A 19,923-nucleotide genomic window follows, 5' to 3' on the forward strand; every position below is an offset into this window, starting at 1 on the left:
CCTCCGCGCCACTGTCGGTGCCCTAATGCCCCCGATCGCGGCGCTACCGATAGGTTTCTTGCCGAAGCCGCCTGTCATCCGAGTGTTTCGGGCGGGTGTGTCAGATCGCTAATGAAAGGGTGATCCGTTGAGCCGCTCGGTTCTCGTCACCGGAGGCAACCGGGGCATCGGCCTCGCCATCGCCCGCGCGTTCGCCGACGCCGGCGACAAGGTCGCGATCACGTATCGGTCGGGGGAGCCGCCGGAGGGTTTCCTCGCCGTCCGGTGCGACATCACCGACCCCGAGCAGGTGGAGCAGGCCTACAAGGAGATCGAGGCCCAGCACGGCCCCGTGGAGGTCCTGGTCGCCAACGCGGGCGTCAACCGGGACCAGCTGTTGATGCGCATGTCCGAGGAGGACTTCGTCTCGGTCCTGGAGACCAACCTCGTCGGCACGTTCCGCGTGGTCAAGCGCGCCAACCGCGGCATGCTGCGGGCCCGCAAGGGCCGCGTCGTCCTGATCTCCTCCGTCGTCGGGCTGCTCGGCTCGGCGGGGCAGGCCAACTACGCGGCCTCCAAGGCCGGCCTGGTCGGGTTCGCGCGCTCCCTCGCCCGTGAGCTGGGCTCGCGCAACATCACGTTCAACGTCGTCGCGCCCGGTTTCGTCGACACGGACATGACGCGGGCGCTCAGCGACGAGCAGCGCGAGAACATCCTGTCGCAGGTGCCGCTCGGCCGGTACGCCAAGCCGGAGGAGATCGCCGCCACGGTGCGGTGGCTGGCCTCGGACGACGCCTCGTACATCACTGGAGCCGTCATCCCCGTTGACGGCGGACTGGGAATGGGTCACTGATCACCATGAGCGGAATTCTCGAGGGCAAGCGCGTCCTGATCACGGGCGTGCTGACCGAGGCGTCCATCGCCTTCCACGCCGCCCGGCTCGCCCAGGAGCAGGGCGCCGAGGTCATTCTGACCGCGTACCCGCGGCCCACGCTGACCGAGCGCATCGCCAAGAAGCTGCCGAAGCCCGCCAAGGTCATCGAGCTGGACGTCACCAACGACGAGCACCTGGGCCGGCTGGCCGACCTCGTCGGCGAGGAGCTGGGCGGCCTGGACGGCGTCGTGCACTCCATCGGCTTCGCGCCGCAGGACGCGCTCGGCGGCAACTTCCTGAACACGCCGTTCGAGTCGGTGGCAACCGCCATGCACGTGTCGGCGTTCTCGCTGAAGTCGCTGACCATGGCCTGTCTGCCGCTGATGCAGAACGGCGGCTCGGTGGTCGGCCTCACCTTCGACGCGCAGTTCGCCTGGCCGCAGTACGACTGGATGGGCCCGGCCAAGGCCGCGCTGGAGGCCACCAGCCGCTACATCGCCCGCGACCTGGGCAAGCAGAACATCCGCTGCAACCTGATCTCCGCGGGCCCGCTCGGCTCCATGGCCGCGAAGTCCATCCCTGGTTTCAGCGAGCTCGCCTCCGTGTGGGACACCCGGGCCCCGCTGGAGTGGGACCTGAAGGACCCCGAGCCGGCCGGCCGCGGCGTCGTCGCGCTGCTGAGCGACTGGTTCCCGAAGACCACCGGCGAGATCATCCACGTGGACGGCGGTCTGCACGCCATCGGCGCCTGATCACGCCGCACCCGGCGCATGCGCGAAGGGCCCGCGTCCTCCTCGGACGCGGGCCCTTCGCCGTCGTCCGGATCGCCTTCGCGCACCGTGGTGCGGGTGGGTCAGCCCCGGTGCGGGTGGGTCAGCGGTCCTGCGGCGCGGACGCCGCCCGGCCGGGACGGCACCGGGACAGATAGCTCGCGGCCTCCGCGGCGGCTCTGGGGGCGTCGCCGGCCCGGATGGCGTCGAGCAGGCGGGCGTGGTCCAGGTACGCCTCCGGGGTGAGGTCCGCGCCGACGTCCGCGCGCAGGCAGTCCCGCATCACCTCGCTCAGGTCCGCGTACACCGTGGTCATCACGTCGTTGTGGGATGCGGCCACGACCGCCAGGTGGAAGGTGGCGTCCGCGGCCACGAACGCCTCCGCGTCACCGCTCGCCCAGGCCTCCTCGCGCTGCCGCAGCAGCACGTCGAGCTGTTTGACGTCCTTCGCGGTGTGCCGCTCTGCCGCCAGGCGTGCCGCCGCCGTCTCCAGTGTGGAGCGCAGCTCGGCGATGTGCCGCGGGTCCGCGTCGGCGAACCGCCGGTGCATCACGCCGGCCAGCTCGCTGGTCGCCACCACGTAGGTGCCCGAGCCCTGGCGGATGTCCAGCAGGCCGTTGTGGGCCAGGGCCCGCACGGCCTCCCGGACGGTGTTGCGGGCGACGCCCAGCTGTTCCGCCAGCTCGGGCTCCGTCGGGATACGGGAGCCGACCGGCCACTCGCCGGACGTGATCTGGTTCCGCAGGGCGGCGATGACCTGCTCGGACAGCGCCGAGCGGCGCGGATGGCTCAGGGGCATGAGACACCTTTGCGTGCGGGGCCCCGGGACCGTGTCCCGGACCGTGGACGGTGAATCATCCTATGATTCTATGATGGTGCCCATGCGTGAGGAACCGACCCGGACGACGACGCCACCGACCGAGCCCGCGGACCCGGCCGCGACCGCCGCCATCGGGGACACGGCAGCAGCCGGCACCACCCGGACAGCCGCCCTTCGTCCGTGGGCGGTCCGACTGGTGACGATCGGCATCGTGCTGGCCGCCCTGAACCTCCGGCCCGCCATCACCAGCCTCGGTGCGCTGCTGGAAGAGGTCCGCGACGGCCTCGGCATGAGCGGCAGCGTGGCCGGCCTGCTCACCTCCGTGCCCCCGCTGTGCTTCGCCGTCTTCGGCGTCATGGCGCCCCGGCTGGCCCGCCGCTTCGGCCCCTCCGCGGTGGTGTGCGCGGGCATGGCGGCCATCGCCGCCGGACTCCTCGTCCGCCCCTACGCCGGGAACACGGCCGGCTTTCTCGCGGCCAGTGCGCTCGCCCTCGCGGGCATCGCCGTCAGCAACGTGCTGATGCCGGTCATCGTCAAGCGCTGGTTCCCCGACCGGGTCGGCTCCATGACCGGCCTGTACTCGATGGCCCTCGCCCTGGGCACCTCCCTCGCCGCCGCCGTCACCGTGCCGGTGACCGACGCACTCGGCGGAAACTGGCAGACCGGCCTGGCCTCGTGGGCGCTGCTCGCCGTGGCCGCCGTGGTGCCGTGGCTGCCCCTCATAGGCGAGCGGGGCGCCGCGCCGGCCGCCCCGCAGCCCGCACCCGGGGCGTCCGCCCCCGCCGCGACCGGGGCCGCCGCGCAGGCCCCCGCCCTGCGGATCACACGCAGCCGCACCGCCTGGGCCCTGGGCGTCTTCTTCGGTCTGCAGGCCACCGCCGCCTACATCACCATGGGCTGGATGGCACAGATCTACCGCGACGCCGGGGTGTCCGCCGGCACCGCCGGACTGCTCCTCGCCGTCATCATGGTGATGGGCGTGCCGCTCGCCTTCGTCATCCCCCGGGTGGCCACCCGGCTGCCCCACCAGGGCCCGGTCGTGCTGGTGCTCGGCGCCTGCGGCCTGGCCGGATACGCCGGCCTGTACCTCGCGCCGGTCGGCGGCGCCTGGGTGTGGGCGCTGCTCCTCGGCGTCTCCAACTGCGCCTTCCCGCTGGCGCTGACCATGGTCGGCATGCGCGCCCGCAGCGGCGCGGGCGTCGCCCAGCTGTCGGCGTTCGCGCAGAGCGTCGGCTATCTGATCTCCATCCCCGGTCCGCTGCTCGTCGGCGTGCTCTACCAGGGCACCGGCGGCTGGGGCGCGCCGATCGCGCTGATGGTGGCGCTGATGATCCCGCAGATGGCGGTCGGCTGGCTGGCCGGACGCGACCGCACCGTGGAGGAGGAGGCTGCGGCACGCTGACCGCCCCGGCGGCACCGCGGCGGGGGCGAGGTGCGACACTGGGGCCCATGCAGCCTGTGCTCGACCCGAACCCGCAGAACGGGCAGAAGAAGATGCTCTACGTCTTCGGAGCCTTCTTCGCCATCTTCCTGATCATCGCCGTCATCGCGACGATCGTGGCCCCCTGACCCGTCCCGGCGGCCCCCGGGGTGGGGCTGTCCCCCTGTCCCCTAGGGGGCGAGGCTCAGGGTCAAGTGGGTGGATCACCGGATGGGCCGGTGCCCGCCGGATGCCTACCGTCATGACAGGGCCGCACACCGCGGCCCCGGGTCGGACACGACCCGGACGCGCAGACGACGGAGGACAGCATGCCGGCCCATCCGCACACCCGGCCCGGATCGGCGACCCCGGGCGGCGTCGACAGCAGGCTGCCGTGGTGGGCGCTGGTGCTGCCTGCCCTCGGCTTCGCCGTCCTGCTCGCCCTGGTCATGAACCCGTCCGGCGCGCACACCGGCGACCCCGCCCTCGCCCAGCTGCTGCGGCACATACAGACCCTGCTCGGGCGCTGAGCCAGGCCCTGCTCGGGCGCTGAGAGGGCAGGGCGGTGCGTCCCTCCCAGACGGGGACGGGAGGCCCCGGCGGGGGAGCCACATGCATGACCCGGCGGGGGATGCGGAATGCGAGGTCCGGCCGGGGGGAGCGGCACGCGGTGCGCCTCCGGGCTCAGGGGCGTCCGCGCGCGCCCCGGACACGCGCCCCCTCACACCCTGCGAGGACAAGCACCCCCTCACACCCCGCGCCACGGCGCCCCGGCCGGCGTCGTCCCGCCCTTGTGACCGGGGCCGGGCCGTAACCGGCGGACCAGGCCGGGCACCGGCCCGGGCCGCTGAGCCAACTCCCTGCGCCCCGTGGCCTGTTTCGTGCGAAGCTGGGAGCCATGAGCGTCGCAGAATCCCGCAGGATCGTCCTTTTCCGGCATGCGAAGGCAGACTGGCCCCAAGTGGCCGATCATGAGCGACCGCTCGCCGAGCGAGGCCGCAAGGACGCACCGGTGGCCGGGCGGAAGCTGGCCGACACCGGCATCCCCTTCGATCTCGCTCTGTGCTCGACCGCGACCCGCACCCGGGAGACCTGGAAGCTCGCGGTCCACGAACTGCCGCAGCGGCCCAGGACCGTCTACGAGGAGCGGATCTACGAAGCCTCGCCCGGTGAGCTGATCGCCCTGCTCAACGAGACACCGGACGACATCCGCAACGTCGTCCTGATCGGCCACAACCCGGGGGTGCAGGGGCTGGCCGAGGTGCTGTGCGGCTCCGCCGAGGGCGACGCCCGTGAGCGGATGAGCCGCCGGGGATTCCCGACCGCCGCGTTCGCCGTCGTCTCCTTCGACGGCTCCTGGAAGAGCCTGGAGCCGGGCGTGGGGACCCTGACCGACTACTGGGCGCCCTCCCGGTGACCCCCAGGACACCCCGGGCGCCGCAGGGCCGGCGGACGGCTGAGGGGCCTCAGCGCTCCTCGTGCGCGTCCGCCGCCTCGACCTCCTCGCGGGTCACCCCGAGCAGATAGAGCACCGTGTCCAGGAAGGGCACGTTCACCGCCGTGTGCGCGGCCTCGCGGACCACCGGCTTGGCGTTGAAGGCGACACCGAGGCCCGCCGCGTTCAGCATGTCCAGGTCGTTGGCGCCGTCGCCGATCGCCACCGTCTGCGCCAGCGGCACTCCCGCCTCGGCGGCGAACCGGCGCAGCAGCCGCGCCTTGCCCGCCCGGTCGACGATCTCGCCGACGACCCGGCCCGTCAGCTTCCCGTCGGCGATCTCCAGCGTGTTGGCGTGCGCGAAGTCCAGGCCGAGCCGTTCCTTCAGATCGTCCGTGACCTGGGTGAAGCCACCGGAGACCACACCCACCTGGTAGCCGAGCCGCTTCAGGGTGCGGATCAGGGTGCGCGCACCCGGCGTCAGCCGCACCTCGCTGCGCACCTTGTCCACCACCGACACGTCCAGCCCCTTCAGCAGGGCCACCCGCGCGTGCAGGGACTGCTCGAAGTCCAGCTCCCCGCGCATCGCGGCCGCCGTCACCTCGGCGACCTCGGCCTCGCAGCCGGCGTGCGCGGCGAAGAGCTCGATCACCTCGTCCTGGATGAGCGTGGAGTCCACGTCCATGACCACCAGCCGCTGCGCCCGCCGGTGCAGGCCCGCCGCGACCACCGCTATGTCGACACCCAGTGCCGCCGCATGGGGGACCAGCGCGGTGCGCAGCGATTCCGTCTCCACCCCGGACACCGCGAACTCCACTGCGGTCACCGGGTATTTCGCCAGCCGGAAGATGCGGTCGATGTTGCCGCCCGCCTTGGTTATCCGCGCGGTGATCTGCGCGGTGGCCTCCGCGGTGAGCGGATGCCCGAGAACCGTCACCACTGAGCGCCCCAGGCCGCGCGGCCGGTTGTCGCCGTGTCCGGAGATGATCTCCGCCTGCATCTTCATCGACTCGGCCCAGCTGTGCACCGTCGCCCGCAGACCGCCCTCCAGACCGGCGGACGGCTGGGTGACGAGTGCGCACAGCACCATCCGGCCCCGGGTGACGACCTGCTCGATGTCGACCACGTCGACGCCGTAGGCCGCCAGGGTGTCGAAGAGGCCGGCGGTGATGCCCGGCCTGTCCTTCCCGAAGATCTTGACGAGAAGGGTCGGATCGTCGGAACTCTGCGAAGCGCTCATGGTGTGTCCACGGTATCCGGCACTCGGTGCCCCGCGCCCCTCAGGTCCGCCTGGCGGACAGCCGGCGGCAGGTGCCGCCCGGGAGCCACGGCCGGGGCGGGCCGCACCCCGGTGCGCCGCCCGCCGAGGCCGCCTCCGGCCGCTGCCGGCACCGCCGGCGGACACATGCGTTACGTACTCATGACAAGACCTGACTTTCGGCCGGTGGGCCCGGCCTGAAATAGTTCCTTGCGATGTTCGACATCCCTAGACTCCCCGCGACGGGGGCCATTCGGGGGACAACTCAGTGGGGCATGGAGTGCCTGAACTCGTACTGGAATCAAACGGACGGACCTGGACGCTCGACCCGTCCACGTCCTACACCCTGGGCCGCGATCCCCAGGGAGACATCGTCTTCGACGACGCCAGGGTGTCCTGGCGGCACGCGACGATCGCCTTCAACGGCCGCAGCTGGGTGATCGAGGACCACGGCAGCACCAACGGAACGTACGCGCAGGGCCAGAGGGTCCACCAGATCGACATCGGTCCGGGCACGACCCTGCACCTCGGCAACCCCACCGACGGGCCGCGCCTGACCCTGTCGGCCGCCCGGGCCGCCGTCGCCGCCGTGCGGGAGCGGCCGCAGCAGCCGTACGCGGCGCAGGGCGAGGCGGCACCCGGTGCACCGGCCGGCCAGGCGCCGGCACCCGCGCAGCAGCCCGCCGGCCCGCAGGCACCGCAGCAGGCTGCCGGACCTGCCGGACCGCAGGCACCGCAGCAGCCCTGGCCGGGCGCGCAGCAGACGCCGTCGGTCCCGGCCCAGCGGCCCTCCGCCGCCGGTGCGGACGCGCCGCCGGTCCACGGCGACCGCAGCCCGACGACGTTCCACCAGTTCTCGCTCGGCCGCGTGATGCGCATCGGCCGCGCCCTGGAGAACGACCTGGTGGTGTCCGACCTGCAGGTCTCCCGCCACCACGCGGAGTTCCACGCCACGCCCGACGGCAGGTTCGAGATCCGCGACCTCGGCAGCCACAACGGCACCTACGTCAACGGCCAGCCGATCCCCAAGGGCGGCTCGGCGACGCTCGGTCCGGCCGACATCGTCGGCGTCGGCCACTCGACGTTCCGGATCGTCGGCGACCGGCTGGAGGAGTTCGTCGACACCGGTGAGGTGTCTTTCTCCGCCCGTCACCTGACGGTCACCGTCGACGGCGGCAAGCAGATCCTCAAGGACGTCTCCTTCGGCGTCCCGGAGAAGTCGCTGGTCGCGGTCATCGGCCCGTCGGGTTCCGGCAAGTCCACCCTGCTCAAGGCGCTCACCGGGTACCGCCCGGCCGACCAGGGCGAAGTCCTCTACGACAACCGGAACCTGTACAAGCAGTTCGCCGAACTCCGGCGCCGTATCGGCCTGGTGCCGCAGGACGACATCCTGCACAAGGAACTGAGCGTCAAACGGGCCCTGAAGTACGCGGCGAAGCTGCGCTTCCCGGCGGACACCACGGCCGCCGAGCGCGAGGCCCGCATCGACGAGGTGCTGCGCGAGCTGAAGCTGGACGTCCACAAGGACAAGAGGGTCACCTCGCTCTCCGGCGGCCAGCGCAAGCGTGTGTCCGTGGCGCTGGAGCTGCTCACCAAGCCGTCGCTGATCTTCCTGGACGAGCCGACGTCCGGCCTCGACCCGGGCATGGACCGCGACGTCATGCAGCTGCTGCGCGGCCTGGCCGACGACGGCCGCACCGTCCTCGTCGTCACCCACTCCGTGGCCGAACTGGCGCTGTGCGACAAGCTGCTGGTGATGGCGCCGGGCGGTTCGGTCGCCTACTTCGGCCCGCCTCAGGAGGCACTGAACTTCTTCGGCTACGACAGCTGGGCCGACGTCTTCTCCGCCTTCGAGAACTACCGCGACTACGACTGGGCGGGCCGGTGGAAGGGCTCGCAGCACTACCAGCTGTACGCCGCGGACGTCGACTCCGCCGCCCCGCAGCCCGCGGCGGCACCCGCGCCGCAGGCCGTCAAGCCGCCCAAACCGCAGAGCTGGGGCGCGCAGCTGCTGACCCTGATCCGCCGCTACATGGCGGTGATCGCCTCCGACAAGGGCTTTTTGGCACTGACGGTGATCCTGCCGGCGGTGCTCGGCTCGGTCAGCCTGCTCATCAACCACGACAAGGGTCTGCTGGTCAACCCGGTCAACCCGCAGACCGGCGTGCACGCCCCGAACGGCACGGCCACCACGGTGCTGCTGATCCTCGCGGTCGGCGCGTGTTTCGCGGGCGCGGCGAACTCCGTCCGCGAGCTGATCAAAGAGCGGGTCATCTACGAGCGGGAACGTGCCACCGGCCTGTCCCGCTCGGCCTACCTGATGTCCAAGGTCGTCGTGCTCGGCGTGATCACGGTGCTGCAGGGGCTGCTGGTCGGTCTGATCGGCTTCTCCAGCCGTGAAATCCCCGGCCAGGGCCTGATCCTCGGCGGTGCCACGCTCTTCGAGCTGTGCCTGCCGATCATGGCGCTGGGCTTCACCTCGATGATGGTCGGCCTGGTCATCTCCTCGCTGGTGAAGACCGCCGAGAAGACCATGCCGCTGCTGGTGATGTTCGCGATCATCCAGGTGGTGTTCACCGGCTGCCTGTTCACACTGCACGGCACGCCCGGCGTCAACGAGTTCTCCTACCTGATGCCGTCGCGCTGGGCGGTGGCCGCCGCGGGCACCACGCTGGACTTCAACAACATCGCCCCGAACGCCGACGACCCCACCGACACCGACCCGGTGTGGGACCACGAGGCGTCGGCCTGGGGCATCGACATGACCGCGCTGATCGCCCTGGGCGTGGTGTGCGGCTTCCTGGTGGCGCGCTTCCTGCGCCGCCACGAGCCCGAAGTCATGCGGAAGTAGCGCTCGTTCGCACACACGGACGGTGAAGGGCGGCATCCCGCGCGGGGTGCCGCCCTTGTGCGTCGCGTTCGTCCAAGGTCCGCGCCGACCTCCGCGCTCAGTACGCGCTGTTGACGTTGTCCATGGAGCCGTAGCGGTGCGCCGCGTAGTTGCAGGCGGCCGTGATGTTGGCGACCGGGTCGTAGATGTTCCACGACGTGCCGGGCACGTGGTAGGCCTTGAAGGTCGGCGGGATGACCTGCAGCAGGCCCTTCGACGGGACGCCGTTGCGGGCGTTGATGTCCCAGTTGTTGATGGCGTACGGGTTGCCGGAGGACTCCCGCATGATGTTGCGGTGGATGCCGTTGTAGGAGCCGGGGATGTTGTGCTTGCGCATGATGTCCAGCGACTCCCGGATCCAGCCGTCGAGGTTGTCCGGGTAACGCTTGGAGGCGACCTGCTGCACCTGGACACGCTGCGCGGAGCGGTTCACGGCGGTCTGCCCGGCCTTGCGCTCGGCGGCCTTGTGCTGCGCGGCGGCCTGCGCCTTGCGCTGCACCTCGGCGGCCTTGTGCCGGGCGGCGGCCTGCTGCCGCGCCTGTATGTCCTGGACCTTGACGCCGGTGCTCGCGAGCCGGTCGGTCACTTTGGCCTGCACGTGCTCGACCGGCTGGGAGCTGACCTTCACCGGGGCGGCGGGGGCGGCGTCGGCGACGGTGGTCTGACCGCCGCCGGCCACGGCGGTGGGCACGGCGATCGCGGCGGCGCTCAGCGCGGCGGCACCGGCGACGACACACTTCTGGGCCGCCGGCAGCGCACGGCCGGTACGGACGGCCGCGGCGGCCTTCGGCAGCGCACGGTCCCGCAGGACCTCGTTGGCCTTGGACAGCGCACGACTGGGGAAGCGGAAGTTTGCGGGCATGAAGAACTGGACCTCTTCGAGTAGCGCGGAGGTCGCTCTCCGGACTGCGGGAGGGGGTCCTTCCCACGAGCGCCGGGCAACGGAGTCGGCGGCGCCGAGCGACGAGAGACATTCTTAGCGGCCGCAAAATGCCCCGGCAAAGGTGTGACGTACGAAGCCGAGTAGTGGATCAGGAACTGATAAATCGGGACAGACCGGGCTGTCTTTCCCGTTCACCCCGGCTGTCGTGCCTCCTATGCGCGGTCGTACGTGATGTACGCCCTGTGTGCGTCCTCACATCACCCCGAGATCCATCTCACTCGGTGTTGCGGTCGCAATGCCCACCGTGAGCGCCCTCGGGCCCCTGGCCCGGCCCTGCTCCCAGGCCCCGGAGCATGCCCTTTCTCTCCGGTTTCTCTTCGGCTTCTCTTCGGATCCTCTTCGGACCGCGGACCTAGGTCCCCGGTCCGGGACCCAGGGCCGCCGCGGGGCCGATCCCGCCCGTACGGTGCGCCGGTACCGTGAGCGCATGAGTCACGGCCCCCGGTCCGGCCTCGCCGCCGTCAGCGACGCACTGCTGGCCATGAGCAGGCACCTGGAGGTGCGCGACGTCCTGAAGACGATCGTCGCCTCCGCCCGCGACCTGCTCGACGCCGAGTACGCCGCCCTCGGCGTCCCCGACGACCACGGCGGCTTCGCCCAGTTCGTGGTGGACGGCGTCAGCGAGGAACAGTGGCGCGCCATCGGCCCCCTGCCGCGCCAGCACGGCATCCTCGCCGCCATGCTCCACGACGCCACGCCCCAGCGCCTGGCCGACGTGCGTACGGACCCCCGCTTCGAGGGCTGGCCGTCCGCCCACCCGGAGCTGGCCGACTTCCTCGGCGTGCCCGTCCGCGACGGCGACGAGGTCATCGCCGCCCTGTTCCTGGCCAACAAGCGCTGCCCCAGGCCGCAGGGCGGCTGCGGCTTCACCGAGGAGGACGAGGAACTGCTCGGCATCCTCGCCCAGCACGCCGCGATCGCCCTGACCAACGCCCGTCTCTACGAGCGCAGCCGCGAGCTGACCATCGCCGAGGAACGCTCCCGGCTCGCCCACGAGCTGCACGACGCCGTCAGCCAGAAACTGTTCTCCCTGCGCCTGACCGCCCAGGCCGCCGTCGCCCTCGTGGACCGTGACCCGGCGCGCGCCAAGGGGGAGCTGCAACAGGTGGCCGCGCTGGCCGCCGAGGCCGCCGACGAGCTGCGCGCCGCCGTGGTGGAGCTGCGTCCGGCCGCCCTGGAGGAGGACGGACTGGTGGCCACCCTGCGCACCCAGATCCAGGTCCTCGACCGCGCCCACGACGCGCGCGTCACCTTCACCGCCCGCGGCCTGCGCGCCCTGCCGGCCGCCCAGGAGGAAGCGCTGCTGCGGGTCGCCCAGGAAGCCCTGCACAATGCGCTGCGGCACTCCGGCGCCACCCAGGTGGACGTCACCCTGGAGCGCCGCGGCCGCGGCGCCGTGCTGCGGGTCAGCGACGACGGCAGGGGCTTCGACCCGCAGGCCGTGCGTGCCGCGGGACGTCACCTGGGCCTGGTCTCCATGCGGGACCGCGCGAGCGGGGCCGGCGGCAGTCTCACGGTGGAATCGGCGCCCGGTCAGGGCACCACGGTCGAGATGGAGGTCCCCGGTGGGTGAACCGATCAAGGTGCTGGTCGTCGACGACCACCAGGTGGTGCGCCGGGGCCTGTGCACCTTTCTCGAGGTCCAGGACGACATCGAGGTCGTCGGCGAGGCCGCGGACGGCGCCGAGGGCGTCGCGCGCGCCGAGGAGCTGCGGCCCGACGTCGTCCTCATGGACGTGAAGATGCCGGTCATGGACGGCGTCGAGGCCCTGCGCCGGCTGCGGGAGCTGGGCAATCCTGCGCGGGTGCTGATCGTCACCAGCTTCACCGAGCAGCGCACGGTGGTCCCGGCCCTGCGCGCGGGCGCCGCAGGATACGTCTACAAGGACGTGGACCCCGACGCGCTCGCCGGCGCCATCCGCTCCGTGCACGCCGGTCACGTCCTGCTCCAGCAGGAGGTCGCCGGGGCGCTGCTCTCCGAGGAGGCGTCCGGTCCTGCCCAGGGGAGGGGCGGCTCGCTGACCGAGCGGGAGAGGGAGGTCCTCGGCCTGATAGCGGACGGCCGTTCCAACCGCGAGATCGCCCGCGCGCTGGTGCTGTCCGAGAAGACCGTGAAGACCCACGTGTCGAACATCCTGATGAAGCTCGACCTCGCCGACCGCACCCAGGCCGCGCTGTGGGCCGTACGCCACGGCCTCACCCGCTGACCGGCACCGCGCCACGGCCGGTCCGGCCGAGAGGCCCCGGCCGGTCCGGCCGGGAGGGACGGCGGCACGGTGCAGACGGCACGTTCCGGGCTGAGATTCATACCGTCGTGGGAATGTCCCCCGGATGGCGCATCCTCCGTCCGCCCCGGCCGTTCCCCAGTGCGTGCCGCGGCGACGGCCGCGGCGGACAGTGAGAAGGGCTGAGAAGTGAAGAACCTGAAGAAGGCAGCGGCTGTGACGATGGTGGCGGGCGGTCTGGTGGCCGCCGGTGCCGGAATGGCCTCCGCCCACGACGGCGCCTCGGCCGCCGGCGCCGCCAAGCACTCTCCGGGCGTCGTGTCGGGCAACGCCGTCCAGGCCCCGGTCCACGTCCCGGTCAACGCCGTCGGCAACAGCGTCGACGTCATCGGCGTCCTGAACCCGGCCTTCGGCAACGCGGGCCTCAACCACTGACCCGGCCCACCGGAAGCGGTTGTCCCACGGCCTCCCGGACTCCCCGGGAGGCCGCTCGCTTCTCCCGGGTGCCCCCTCCCTGGTGCCGCGCCGGGCCGCCCGGCCGGAGCACCGGGCGTGCGCCCGCGAGCCCGTGCATGTCACACCGGTGCAGGCGCCGCGCAGGGGCGAGGCACCCTCACCGCCCGCGTTCCCGCTCCTCCACCACCGCGTTGTACGCCGCCACCAGCGCCCGCCGGGCCGTCCGCTCCACCGGTGTGAGCGCCGCGCTGCGCGCCGCCATCTGCGCGGCGCTCACGGCACCCCCGTGGCCGTTGTCGTACGCCAGCGACACCAGCAGCCGCACCCGCCGCGCCAGCTCCAGCACCCGCACCGCCCGCGGCGGATACCCCGGCGCCAGCACCTCCCGGCCGCGCTCGGACCGTGCCCGGTAGGCGTCGATCGCCGCCTCGGCCACCGGCCCCGACGCCGCGACGTCCAGCTTCGACAGCGCCTCGGTCGCCTCCCGCAGCGCCTCGGCCAGCTCCCGCTCCGCCTCGCCCAGCGACGGCACATCGGCCGGCGGCGCCTGCCGCACCGGCAGCACCTGCCACACCACCTCGGCGTGCACATCGCCCTCCGGCCCGGCCTCGTACACCTCGGGCACCAGCCCGAAGGCGGCGTCGTGACAGACCACCGCCTCCTCGGCCGCCAGCGCCCGCGCGTTGAACTCCGGCGGCCCGCTCAGCCCCAGCGGATGCCCCGGCGCCGGCAGCGCCACCCGCAGGGCGCTCACCCCGAGCGCGCGCAACCGCCCCAGCGCGAGCGTCAGTCCGACGGGCCCCGTCTCACCGGGCAGACCCTCCACCCGGTGCACGGCGTCCTCGCCCACGATGGCGAGAACGGCGTCGTCCGGAGAGACAAGTCCGGCAAGCAGGGCATTTCCCCAAGCGGCGAGGCGACCAGAGCGCGGTTCCGACAGCATGCCCCCACCCTAAGGACCGGACCGCGGGAACAGTCCGCCCATCTCGTGGCGTAGATTCGGTGAGGGCTGCGCCCACCGGCGCGGCGGACCGAGCCACAGGCGTACGCGACAGCCGGCACCGGCGGCACACTGCAAGGGGAGACACGCGCTCATGAGCGATGTTCTGGAGCTTCAGGACGTATCCGTGGTCCGAGAGGGCCGGGCTCTGGTGGACCAGGTCTCCTGGTCGGTCAAGGAGGGTGAGCGCTGGGTCATCCTCGGCCCCAACGGCGCCGGGAAGACCACCCTGCTCAACGTCGCTTCCAGCTACCTTTTCCCCAGCAAGGGCACCGCCACCATCCTCGGCGAGACCCTCGGCAAGCCCGGCACCGACGTGTTCGAGCTGCGCCCCCGCATCGGCATGGCCGGCATCGCCATGGCGGAGAAGCTCCCCAAGCGCCAGACCGTCCTGCAGACCGTGCTCACCGCCGCCTACGGCATGACGGCCGGCTGGCAGGAGGAGTACGAGGACATCGACGAACAGCGCGCCCGCGCCTTCCTCGACCGCCTCGGCATGACCGACCACCTCGACCGGCGCTTCGGCACCCTGTCCGAAGGCGAGCGCAAGCGCACCCTGATCGCCCGCGCCCTGATGACCGACCCCGAGCTGCTGCTCCTGGACGAGCCCGCCGCCGGCCTCGACCTCGGCGGCCGCGAGGACCTGGTCCGCCGCCTCGGCCGGCTCGCCCGCGACCCCATCGCCCCCTCGATGATCATGGTCACCCACCACGTCGAGGAGATCGCCCCCGGCTTCACCCACGTTCTGATGATCCGCCAGGGCAGGGTGCTCACCGCCGGACCGCTGGAGCTGGAACTCACCTCCCGCAACCTCTCGCACTGCTTCGGCCTGCCGCTCGTCGTCGAGCGGGTCGGCGACCGCTGGACCGCCCACGGCCTGCCGCTGTCCTGAACCTCCGCGCCGGGCCTGCTCCCTTGCCGCCACCGGGCCACCCGGTGCGCGCCCTGTCCGCCGCACCGGCCGCGACCTACCATGAGCGCGTGGACGACATCGACGCATGGGTGTGGTGGCTGGTCGGAGCGGCAGCGCTCGGCATTCCGCTCGTGGCGACCGCGATGCCGGAGTTCGGGATGCTCGCGGTCGGTGCGGTTGCCGCCGCGGTCGCGGCGGGCATCGGCTTCGGGGTGGTCGTGCAGGTGATCGCCTTCGTCGTCGTCTCGGTCGCGCTGATCGCCGTCGTCCGGCCCATCGCGCGCCGGCACAGCCGGCAAGTCCCCCGTCTGACCACCGGCGTCGAGGCGCTGAAAGGCCGTCAGGCCGTCGTGCTCGAACGCGTCGACGGCACCGGCGGCCGCATCAAACTCGCCGGCGAGGTCTGGTCGGCCCGCGCACTGGACACCGACCGCACCTACGAAGCCGGCACCCAGGTCGACGTCGTCGACATCGAGGGGGCCACCGCCATCGTCATGTGACCCGGACGCGCCGCCGGCCGGTACGGAACCTGAACCGAACACCTCACGAGGCACGCGACGGTCTGTCAGACTCGACAGCAAGATCTACAACAGCCCACAACCATAAGATCTTTCGAAAGCGCCGAGGCGGGAGAAGGGTACAGGGAGCCGACGATGGAACCGGTCCTCATCGTCCTGATCGTTCTGGTGGTGTTGGTCTTCATCGCCCTGATCAAGACCATCCAAGTCATCCCACAGGCCAGCGCCGCCATCGTCGAGCGCTTCGGCCGTTACACACGCACACTCAACGCGGGCCTGAACATCGTCGTCCCGTTCATCGACACCATCCGCAACCGCATCGACCTGCGCGAACAGGTCGTGCCGTTCCCGCCCCAGCCGGTGATCACCCAGGACAACCTGGTCGTCAACATCGACACCGTCATCTACTACCAGGTCACCGACGCCCGCGCCGCCACCTACGAGGTCTCCAGCTACATCCAGGCCATCGAGCAGCTCACCGTCACCACCCTGCGCAACATCATCGGCGGCATGGACCTGGAGCGCACCCTCACCTCCCGCGAGGAGATCAACGCGGCCCTGCGCGGCGTCCTCGACGAGGCCACCGGCAAGTGGGGCATCCGCGTCAACCGCGTCGAGCTGAAGGCCATCGAACCGCCCACGTCCATCCAGGATTCGATGGAGAAGCAGATGCGCGCCGACCGGGACAAGCGCGCCGCGATCCTCCAGGCCGAAGGTGTCCGGCAGTCCGAGATCCTGCGCGCCGAGGGCGAGAAGCAGTCCCAGATCCTGCGCGCCGAGGGTGAGGCGAAGGCCGCCGCCCTGCGTGCCGAGGGTGAGGCCCAGGCCGTCCGCACCGTCTTCGAGGCCATCCACGCCGGCGACCCGGACCAGAAACTGCTGTCCTACCAGTACCTGCAGATGCTGCCCAAGATCGCCGAGGGCGGGGCCAACAAGCTCTGGATCGTCCCCAGCGAGATCGGCGACGCCCTCAAGGGCCTGTCCGGCGCCGTCGGCAACTTCGGTGCCATGGCCGGTGGTTCGCCCTCCGGCGGCGGCTCCGGCACGGGCGGCACGACCGTACCGCCGCAGAACGACGGCAGGAACAAGCCGACCGAGCGCCGCGAGCGGCCCACCATCGACTGACCGGCCGGACGGCACGGGGGAGCACCGCACGAGCGGCGGTGCTCCCCCGTGCCGTCCGCGGCGACGTCCCGCTCAGGCGGCCTCACGGACCGCCCACGCGGGCAGCGCGCCCTCCTCGTCCTGCCCGAGCGCCAGCAGCATCGCGTCCGCCGGCGACGGCTCGAACGGCTGCCGCAGCAGCGGCATCCCCGCCTCCTCCGGAGTCCGGTCCGCCTTGCGGTGATTGTCGCGTGCGCACGACGCCACCGTGTTCAGCCAGGTGTCCTGGCCGCCCCGCGACCGCGGCACCAGATGATCCACGGTGGTCGCTCGCCCGCCGCAGTACGCGCACCGGTGCCGGTCCCGCAGCAGCACCCCCCGCCGCGACCACGGAGCATGTCTTCGGAACGGCACCCGCACATACCGGCACAACCGGATCACCCGGGGCGCGGGCATGTCCACCGCGGCCGCCCGCATGCGCAGTTCGGGATGAGCCAGCTCCACGACGGCCTTGTCCTGCAGCACCAGCACGACGGCGCGGTTCAGGGTCACCGTCGACAACGGCTCGAAGCTCGCGTTCAGCACCAGCGTGTCCCGCATCCGGCCCACCTTTCGTGTGCACCAGCCCGCCCCCGGCGGACCCGGAACAACTCTGGACGGGTGCGCCGAGATGGACAACGCAATAAAAATGCCCGCCTTCGATCGGCTTCAAAGACCGAAGACGGGCAGACATCCCGTGAACGCCGCAGCGCCCGGCGCGCGGATCAGCTCCCGGCGGGCACCTCGTACACACCGATCAGCTGCGCCCGGGCCAGCGTGTGGAACCGCAGGTTGAAGCCCACCACCGCGGGCGAGGCGTCCGCGTCCACACCCAGCTTCTCCTGGTCCACGGCGTACACCGTGAACACATAGCGGTGCGGACCGTCCCCGGGGGGCGGCGCGGCCCCGCCGAAGTCCCGCGTGCCGTAGTCGTTGCGCACGTGCACGGCACCCTCGGGCAGCCCCTCGAACGACCCGCTGCCGGCACCCGCCGGAAGCTCGGTCACCGAGGCCGGGATGTCGAACAGCACCCAGTGCCAGAACCCGCTGCCCGTCGGCGCGTCCGGGTCGTAGCAGGTCACCGCGAAGCTCTTCGTCTCCGGCGGGAAGCCCTCCCACCGCAGATGCGGCGAGGTGTTCCCGGCCGCGTGGACCTGAGCGTCCTTGAGCGTCGCCCCCTCCTGGACGTCGTCGCTCGTCACCGTGAAGGACGGCACCGGCGGATGGAAGTCGTGGGGCAGCGGCGGCCTCTTCAGCTCGGTCACCTCAATACCTCCTGATAGGTCGAGGGTGGCTCCTGACCGGAACCAGCACTTCCAGAGCCTAGAACCAGTTCCGCCGGCTGCCGACCTCGGCGATCCACGAGTGCAGATAGGCCGCCCAGTCGGTCCCCTGGAAGTCGTGCAGGTTCACCTGGAACGCGCGGTAGGTGTCGCTGCCCTCGGTGAACAGCCCGTCCTTCTTGTCCATCTCCAGCACCACGTCCATCGCCTGCCCGTCGGCCACGAAGCTCAGCTCGACCTGGTTCAAACCCCGGTACTGCACCGGCGGGTAGAACTCGATCTCCTGGTAGAACGGCAGCGTCTGCCGGGTGCCGCGGATGTGGCCGCGCTCCATGTCGGCGTTCTTGAACATGAAGCCGAGCTGGATGAAGGCGTCCAGGATCGCCTTCTGCGCCGGCAGCGGGTGGACGTTGATGGGGTCCAGGTCGCTGGAGTCCACGGCCCGCGCGATCGCCAGCTCCGTGGTGACCCCGATGTGCATACCGCGCAGCGGCTGCCCGTCGATCATGGTCACCGGCGTCTCCCACGGGATCTCCAGGCCGAACGGCACCGCGTGCACGGCTCCCGCCTGCAGCTCGAAGGCACCGCCGAGCTGCACCCGGGTGAACTCGATGTCCTGCTTGTACTCCTGGTCGCCGCCCTCGACCTCGACCCGCGCCTGCAGCCCGACCGACAGCCCCTCGATCTGCTGGTTGACGGTTCCGCCCTGGATCCGTACCTCTCCCTGGACGACGCCGCCGGGCACGACGTTCTCCTCGTGCAGCACCGTCTCCACCGACGCCCCGCCGGCCCCCAGGCTCGCGAGCAGCTTCTTGAACGCCATCGACACTCCCTCTCGTCTACGGATCCTGATCCCTACCAACGCGATCCGGCGGCGCCCGGTTCCGCGCCCCGCCACCGGTGAAGCGACGAGAGCATGACACCCCCGTGCCACCCTCGGACCCCACCCGTCTGGACTACGCTCGGAAGCCATGATCGCGCCCTCGGACCGTACGCCCCTGCCCCGGGAGTTCTTCGACCGCCCCGTCCTCGAGGTCGCTCCCGACCTGCTGGGCCGGATCCTGGTCCGTACGACGCCGGACGGCCCGATCGCCGTGCGTCTGACGGAGGTGGAGGCCTACGACGGTGAGAACGACCCCGGATCCCACGCCTACCGGGGCCGCACCGAGCGCAACGCCGTGATGTTCGGACCTCCCGGCCACGTGTACGTCTACTTCACCTACGGCATGTGGCACTGCATGAACCTGGTGTGCGGACCGGAGGGGCGTGCCGCCGGAGTCCTGCTCCGGGCCGGCGAGATCGTCGAGGGCGCCGAACTGGCCCGCATCCGGCGCCGCTCGGCCCGCAACGACAAGGAGCTGGCGAAGGGCCCGGCCCGGCTCGCCACCGCTCTGGACGTCGACCGCTCCCTGGACGGCACCGACGCATGCGCCACGGGGGAGACGCCCATCCGCGCCCTCACCGGCACACCGGTCCCCGCCGACCGGGTGTCCAACGGGCCGCGCACCGGGGTCGCCGGCGACGGCGGGAACGGCGACATCCACCCGTGGCGCTTCTGGATCGCCGACGATCCGACGGTCAGCCCGTACCGGCCGCACACGCCGCGCCGCCGCCGCTGACGCCACGACAGCCGGAGCCGCCGACGGAAGTTGACTCCGACCGCGAAGATGCGTAACGTAGCCCAAGCCGCTGAACCGGGTACGGCATCTGCCTTCAGCCGGAGCGGTCAACCCACTACCTACCAAGATCCCCTCAGCGGGGTGTTCGTGGTGTGTTCGCACGCCGAATACGAAACCGCCCGGCTCGATTATGAGCACCGAGAGAGATCGGCTACGGTAGTGAATGTCGAAAGGCCGACGGACGAAAGTCCGAAGCCTGCGGACAAACCCCGCTGACTGGGGATCAGGTCGAGAAAAGATCTGATAGAGTCGGAGACACCGAAGGGAAAACGCCCGGAGGAAAGCCCGAGAGGGTGAGTACGAAGGAAGCGTTCGTT

Annotated in this window: 21 protein-coding genes; 14 read left to right on the plus strand and 7 right to left on the minus strand. The window is 71.5% G+C overall.

What is annotated here, in order from left to right:
- Positions 1-127: 127 nt before the first annotated feature.
- A complete protein-coding gene (gene fabG, locus IE286_RS05180) occupies positions 128-832 on the plus strand; it encodes a 3-oxoacyl-[acyl-carrier-protein] reductase (RefSeq protein WP_125499075.1) in 705 nt (234 codons plus the stop codon).
- A 5-nt stretch (positions 833-837) separates the two neighbouring features.
- Positions 838-1,605 (plus strand): enoyl-ACP reductase FabI, encoded by a 768-nt coding sequence (gene fabI, locus IE286_RS05185; RefSeq protein ID WP_189795406.1) that lies wholly within the window; start codon positions 838-840, stop codon positions 1,603-1,605.
- Positions 1,606-1,726: 121 nt separating this feature from the next.
- Here fabI and IE286_RS05190 read toward each other — a convergent pair whose 3' ends face one another.
- Positions 1,727-2,422: a FadR/GntR family transcriptional regulator gene (locus IE286_RS05190; RefSeq protein WP_189795407.1), complete on the minus strand. Its 696-nt coding sequence runs from the start codon at positions 2,420-2,422 to the stop codon at positions 1,727-1,729.
- Positions 2,423-2,504: 82 nt separating this feature from the next.
- Between IE286_RS05190 and IE286_RS05195 the strand changes: the two genes are divergently transcribed.
- From IE286_RS05195 to IE286_RS05205, 4 genes are all read left to right on the plus strand, one after another.
- Complete coding sequence (locus tag IE286_RS05195; RefSeq protein ID WP_372462540.1) at positions 2,505-3,845, plus strand: CynX/NimT family MFS transporter; 1,341 nt, start codon at positions 2,505-2,507, stop codon at positions 3,843-3,845.
- A 47-nt stretch (positions 3,846-3,892) separates the two neighbouring features.
- Entirely contained in the window at positions 3,893-4,012 is a 120-nt protein-coding gene (locus IE286_RS27580; protein ID WP_267969727.1) for an SGM_5486 family transporter-associated protein, read from the plus strand.
- Positions 4,013-4,192: 180 nt separating this feature from the next.
- Complete coding sequence (locus tag IE286_RS05200) at positions 4,193-4,393, plus strand: hypothetical protein (RefSeq protein ID WP_189795409.1); 201 nt, start codon at positions 4,193-4,195, stop codon at positions 4,391-4,393.
- A gap of 368 nt (positions 4,394-4,761) precedes the next feature.
- Positions 4,762-5,280 (plus strand): SixA phosphatase family protein, encoded by a 519-nt coding sequence (locus IE286_RS05205; RefSeq protein ID WP_189795410.1) that lies wholly within the window; start codon positions 4,762-4,764, stop codon positions 5,278-5,280.
- Between the two features lie 49 nt (positions 5,281-5,329).
- Here the strand turns inward: IE286_RS05205 and serB are convergent, their stop codons facing one another.
- Positions 5,330-6,538, minus strand: coding sequence for a phosphoserine phosphatase SerB (gene serB / locus IE286_RS05210; RefSeq protein WP_189795411.1), 1,209 nt, complete (start codon positions 6,536-6,538; stop codon positions 5,330-5,332).
- 298 nt (positions 6,539-6,836) lie between these two features.
- Between serB and IE286_RS05215 the strand changes: the two genes are divergently transcribed.
- Positions 6,837-9,407, plus strand: coding sequence for an FHA domain-containing protein (locus tag IE286_RS05215; RefSeq protein ID WP_189795412.1), 2,571 nt, complete (start codon positions 6,837-6,839; stop codon positions 9,405-9,407).
- A gap of 97 nt (positions 9,408-9,504) precedes the next feature.
- Here IE286_RS05215 and IE286_RS05220 read toward each other — a convergent pair whose 3' ends face one another.
- Complete coding sequence (locus IE286_RS05220) at positions 9,505-10,239, minus strand: transglycosylase SLT domain-containing protein (RefSeq protein ID WP_372462542.1); 735 nt, start codon at positions 10,237-10,239, stop codon at positions 9,505-9,507.
- Between the two features lie 577 nt (positions 10,240-10,816).
- On the opposite strand from IE286_RS05220, the gene IE286_RS05225 reads away from it, so the two are divergent.
- From IE286_RS05225 to IE286_RS05235, 3 genes are all read left to right on the plus strand, one after another.
- Positions 10,817-11,962 (plus strand): GAF domain-containing sensor histidine kinase, encoded by a 1,146-nt coding sequence (locus IE286_RS05225; protein WP_189795414.1) that lies wholly within the window; start codon positions 10,817-10,819, stop codon positions 11,960-11,962.
- Entirely contained in the window at positions 11,955-12,596 is a 642-nt protein-coding gene (locus IE286_RS05230) for a response regulator (RefSeq protein ID WP_189795415.1), read from the plus strand. The genes IE286_RS05225 and IE286_RS05230 overlap by 8 nt, the downstream gene beginning before the upstream one ends.
- Before the next feature lie 207 nt (positions 12,597-12,803).
- Positions 12,804-13,049 carry a chaplin gene (locus IE286_RS05235; RefSeq protein WP_189795416.1) on the plus strand — a complete coding sequence of 82 codons (246 nt, stop codon included), beginning with the start codon at positions 12,804-12,806 and terminating at the stop codon, positions 13,047-13,049.
- A gap of 178 nt (positions 13,050-13,227) precedes the next feature.
- Here the strand turns inward: IE286_RS05235 and IE286_RS05240 are convergent, their stop codons facing one another.
- Complete coding sequence (locus IE286_RS05240) at positions 13,228-14,013, minus strand: Rv1486c family protein (RefSeq protein WP_189795417.1); 786 nt, start codon at positions 14,011-14,013, stop codon at positions 13,228-13,230.
- A gap of 151 nt (positions 14,014-14,164) precedes the next feature.
- Here IE286_RS05240 and IE286_RS05245 point away from each other — a divergent pair, with 151 nt between their 5' ends.
- The 3 genes from IE286_RS05245 to IE286_RS05255 all read left to right on the plus strand — a co-directional run bounded on the left by IE286_RS05245 (position 14,165) and on the right by IE286_RS05255 (position 16,626).
- Positions 14,165-14,962 (plus strand): ABC transporter ATP-binding protein, encoded by a 798-nt coding sequence (locus IE286_RS05245; protein WP_189795418.1) that lies wholly within the window; start codon positions 14,165-14,167, stop codon positions 14,960-14,962.
- A gap of 89 nt (positions 14,963-15,051) precedes the next feature.
- Positions 15,052-15,483 carry an NfeD family protein gene (locus IE286_RS05250; RefSeq protein ID WP_189795419.1) on the plus strand — a complete coding sequence of 144 codons (432 nt, stop codon included), beginning with the start codon at positions 15,052-15,054 and terminating at the stop codon, positions 15,481-15,483.
- A 153-nt stretch (positions 15,484-15,636) separates the two neighbouring features.
- Complete coding sequence (locus IE286_RS05255; protein WP_189795420.1) at positions 15,637-16,626, plus strand: SPFH domain-containing protein; 990 nt, start codon at positions 15,637-15,639, stop codon at positions 16,624-16,626.
- 72 nt (positions 16,627-16,698) lie between these two features.
- Here the strand turns inward: IE286_RS05255 and IE286_RS05260 are convergent, their stop codons facing one another.
- The 3 genes from IE286_RS05260 to IE286_RS05270 form a co-directional block, all read right to left on the minus strand.
- Positions 16,699-17,205 carry an HNH endonuclease gene (locus tag IE286_RS05260; protein WP_189795421.1) on the minus strand — a complete coding sequence of 169 codons (507 nt, stop codon included), beginning with the start codon at positions 17,203-17,205 and terminating at the stop codon, positions 16,699-16,701.
- 164 nt (positions 17,206-17,369) lie between these two features.
- On the minus strand, positions 17,370-17,909 hold the full coding sequence (locus IE286_RS05265) for a YbhB/YbcL family Raf kinase inhibitor-like protein (RefSeq protein WP_189795422.1): 540 nt from the start codon (positions 17,907-17,909) through the stop codon (positions 17,370-17,372).
- Positions 17,910-17,967: 58 nt separating this feature from the next.
- Positions 17,968-18,750, minus strand: coding sequence for a sporulation protein (locus tag IE286_RS05270; RefSeq protein ID WP_189795423.1), 783 nt, complete (start codon positions 18,748-18,750; stop codon positions 17,968-17,970).
- Positions 18,751-18,898: 148 nt separating this feature from the next.
- On the opposite strand from IE286_RS05270, the gene IE286_RS05275 reads away from it, so the two are divergent.
- Positions 18,899-19,546 (plus strand): DNA-3-methyladenine glycosylase, encoded by a 648-nt coding sequence (locus tag IE286_RS05275; RefSeq protein ID WP_189795424.1) that lies wholly within the window; start codon positions 18,899-18,901, stop codon positions 19,544-19,546.
- The last annotated feature ends 377 nt before the right edge of the window (positions 19,547-19,923 follow it).

The sequence above is a fragment of the Streptomyces thermodiastaticus genome (genome assembly GCF_014656135.1).
GTDB lineage: Bacteria > Actinomycetota > Actinomycetes > Streptomycetales > Streptomycetaceae > Streptomyces > Streptomyces thermodiastaticus.

What these genes read in the sequence shown, in the direction of transcription:
- fabI (WP_189795406.1), top strand. Translation starts at nt 838, where the DNA reads ATGAGCGGAATTCTCGAGGGCAAGCGCGTCCTGATCACGGGCGTGCTG.
- IE286_RS05190 (WP_189795407.1), bottom strand. Translation starts at nt 2,422, where the DNA reads ATGCCCCTGAGCCATCCGCGCCGCTCGGCGCTGTCCGAGCAGGTCATC.
- IE286_RS05195 (WP_372462540.1), top strand. Translation starts at nt 2,505, where the DNA reads ATGCGTGAGGAACCGACCCGGACGACGACGCCACCGACCGAGCCCGCG.
- IE286_RS27580 (WP_267969727.1), top strand. Translation starts at nt 3,893, where the DNA reads ATGCAGCCTGTGCTCGACCCGAACCCGCAGAACGGGCAGAAGAAGATG.
- IE286_RS05200 (WP_189795409.1), top strand. Translation starts at nt 4,193, where the DNA reads ATGCCGGCCCATCCGCACACCCGGCCCGGATCGGCGACCCCGGGCGGC.
- IE286_RS05205 (WP_189795410.1), top strand. Translation starts at nt 4,762, where the DNA reads ATGAGCGTCGCAGAATCCCGCAGGATCGTCCTTTTCCGGCATGCGAAG.
- serB (WP_189795411.1), bottom strand. Translation starts at nt 6,538, where the DNA reads ATGAGCGCTTCGCAGAGTTCCGACGATCCGACCCTTCTCGTCAAGATC.
- IE286_RS05225 (WP_189795414.1), top strand. Translation starts at nt 10,817, where the DNA reads ATGAGTCACGGCCCCCGGTCCGGCCTCGCCGCCGTCAGCGACGCACTG.
- IE286_RS05240 (WP_189795417.1), bottom strand. Translation starts at nt 14,013, where the DNA reads ATGCTGTCGGAACCGCGCTCTGGTCGCCTCGCCGCTTGGGGAAATGCC.
- IE286_RS05245 (WP_189795418.1), top strand. Translation starts at nt 14,165, where the DNA reads ATGAGCGATGTTCTGGAGCTTCAGGACGTATCCGTGGTCCGAGAGGGC.
- IE286_RS05255 (WP_189795420.1), top strand. Translation starts at nt 15,637, where the DNA reads ATGGAACCGGTCCTCATCGTCCTGATCGTTCTGGTGGTGTTGGTCTTC.
- IE286_RS05260 (WP_189795421.1), bottom strand. Translation starts at nt 17,205, where the DNA reads ATGCGGGACACGCTGGTGCTGAACGCGAGCTTCGAGCCGTTGTCGACG.
- IE286_RS05270 (WP_189795423.1), bottom strand. Translation starts at nt 18,750, where the DNA reads ATGGCGTTCAAGAAGCTGCTCGCGAGCCTGGGGGCCGGCGGGGCGTCG.
- IE286_RS05275 (WP_189795424.1), top strand. Translation starts at nt 18,899, where the DNA reads ATGATCGCGCCCTCGGACCGTACGCCCCTGCCCCGGGAGTTCTTCGAC.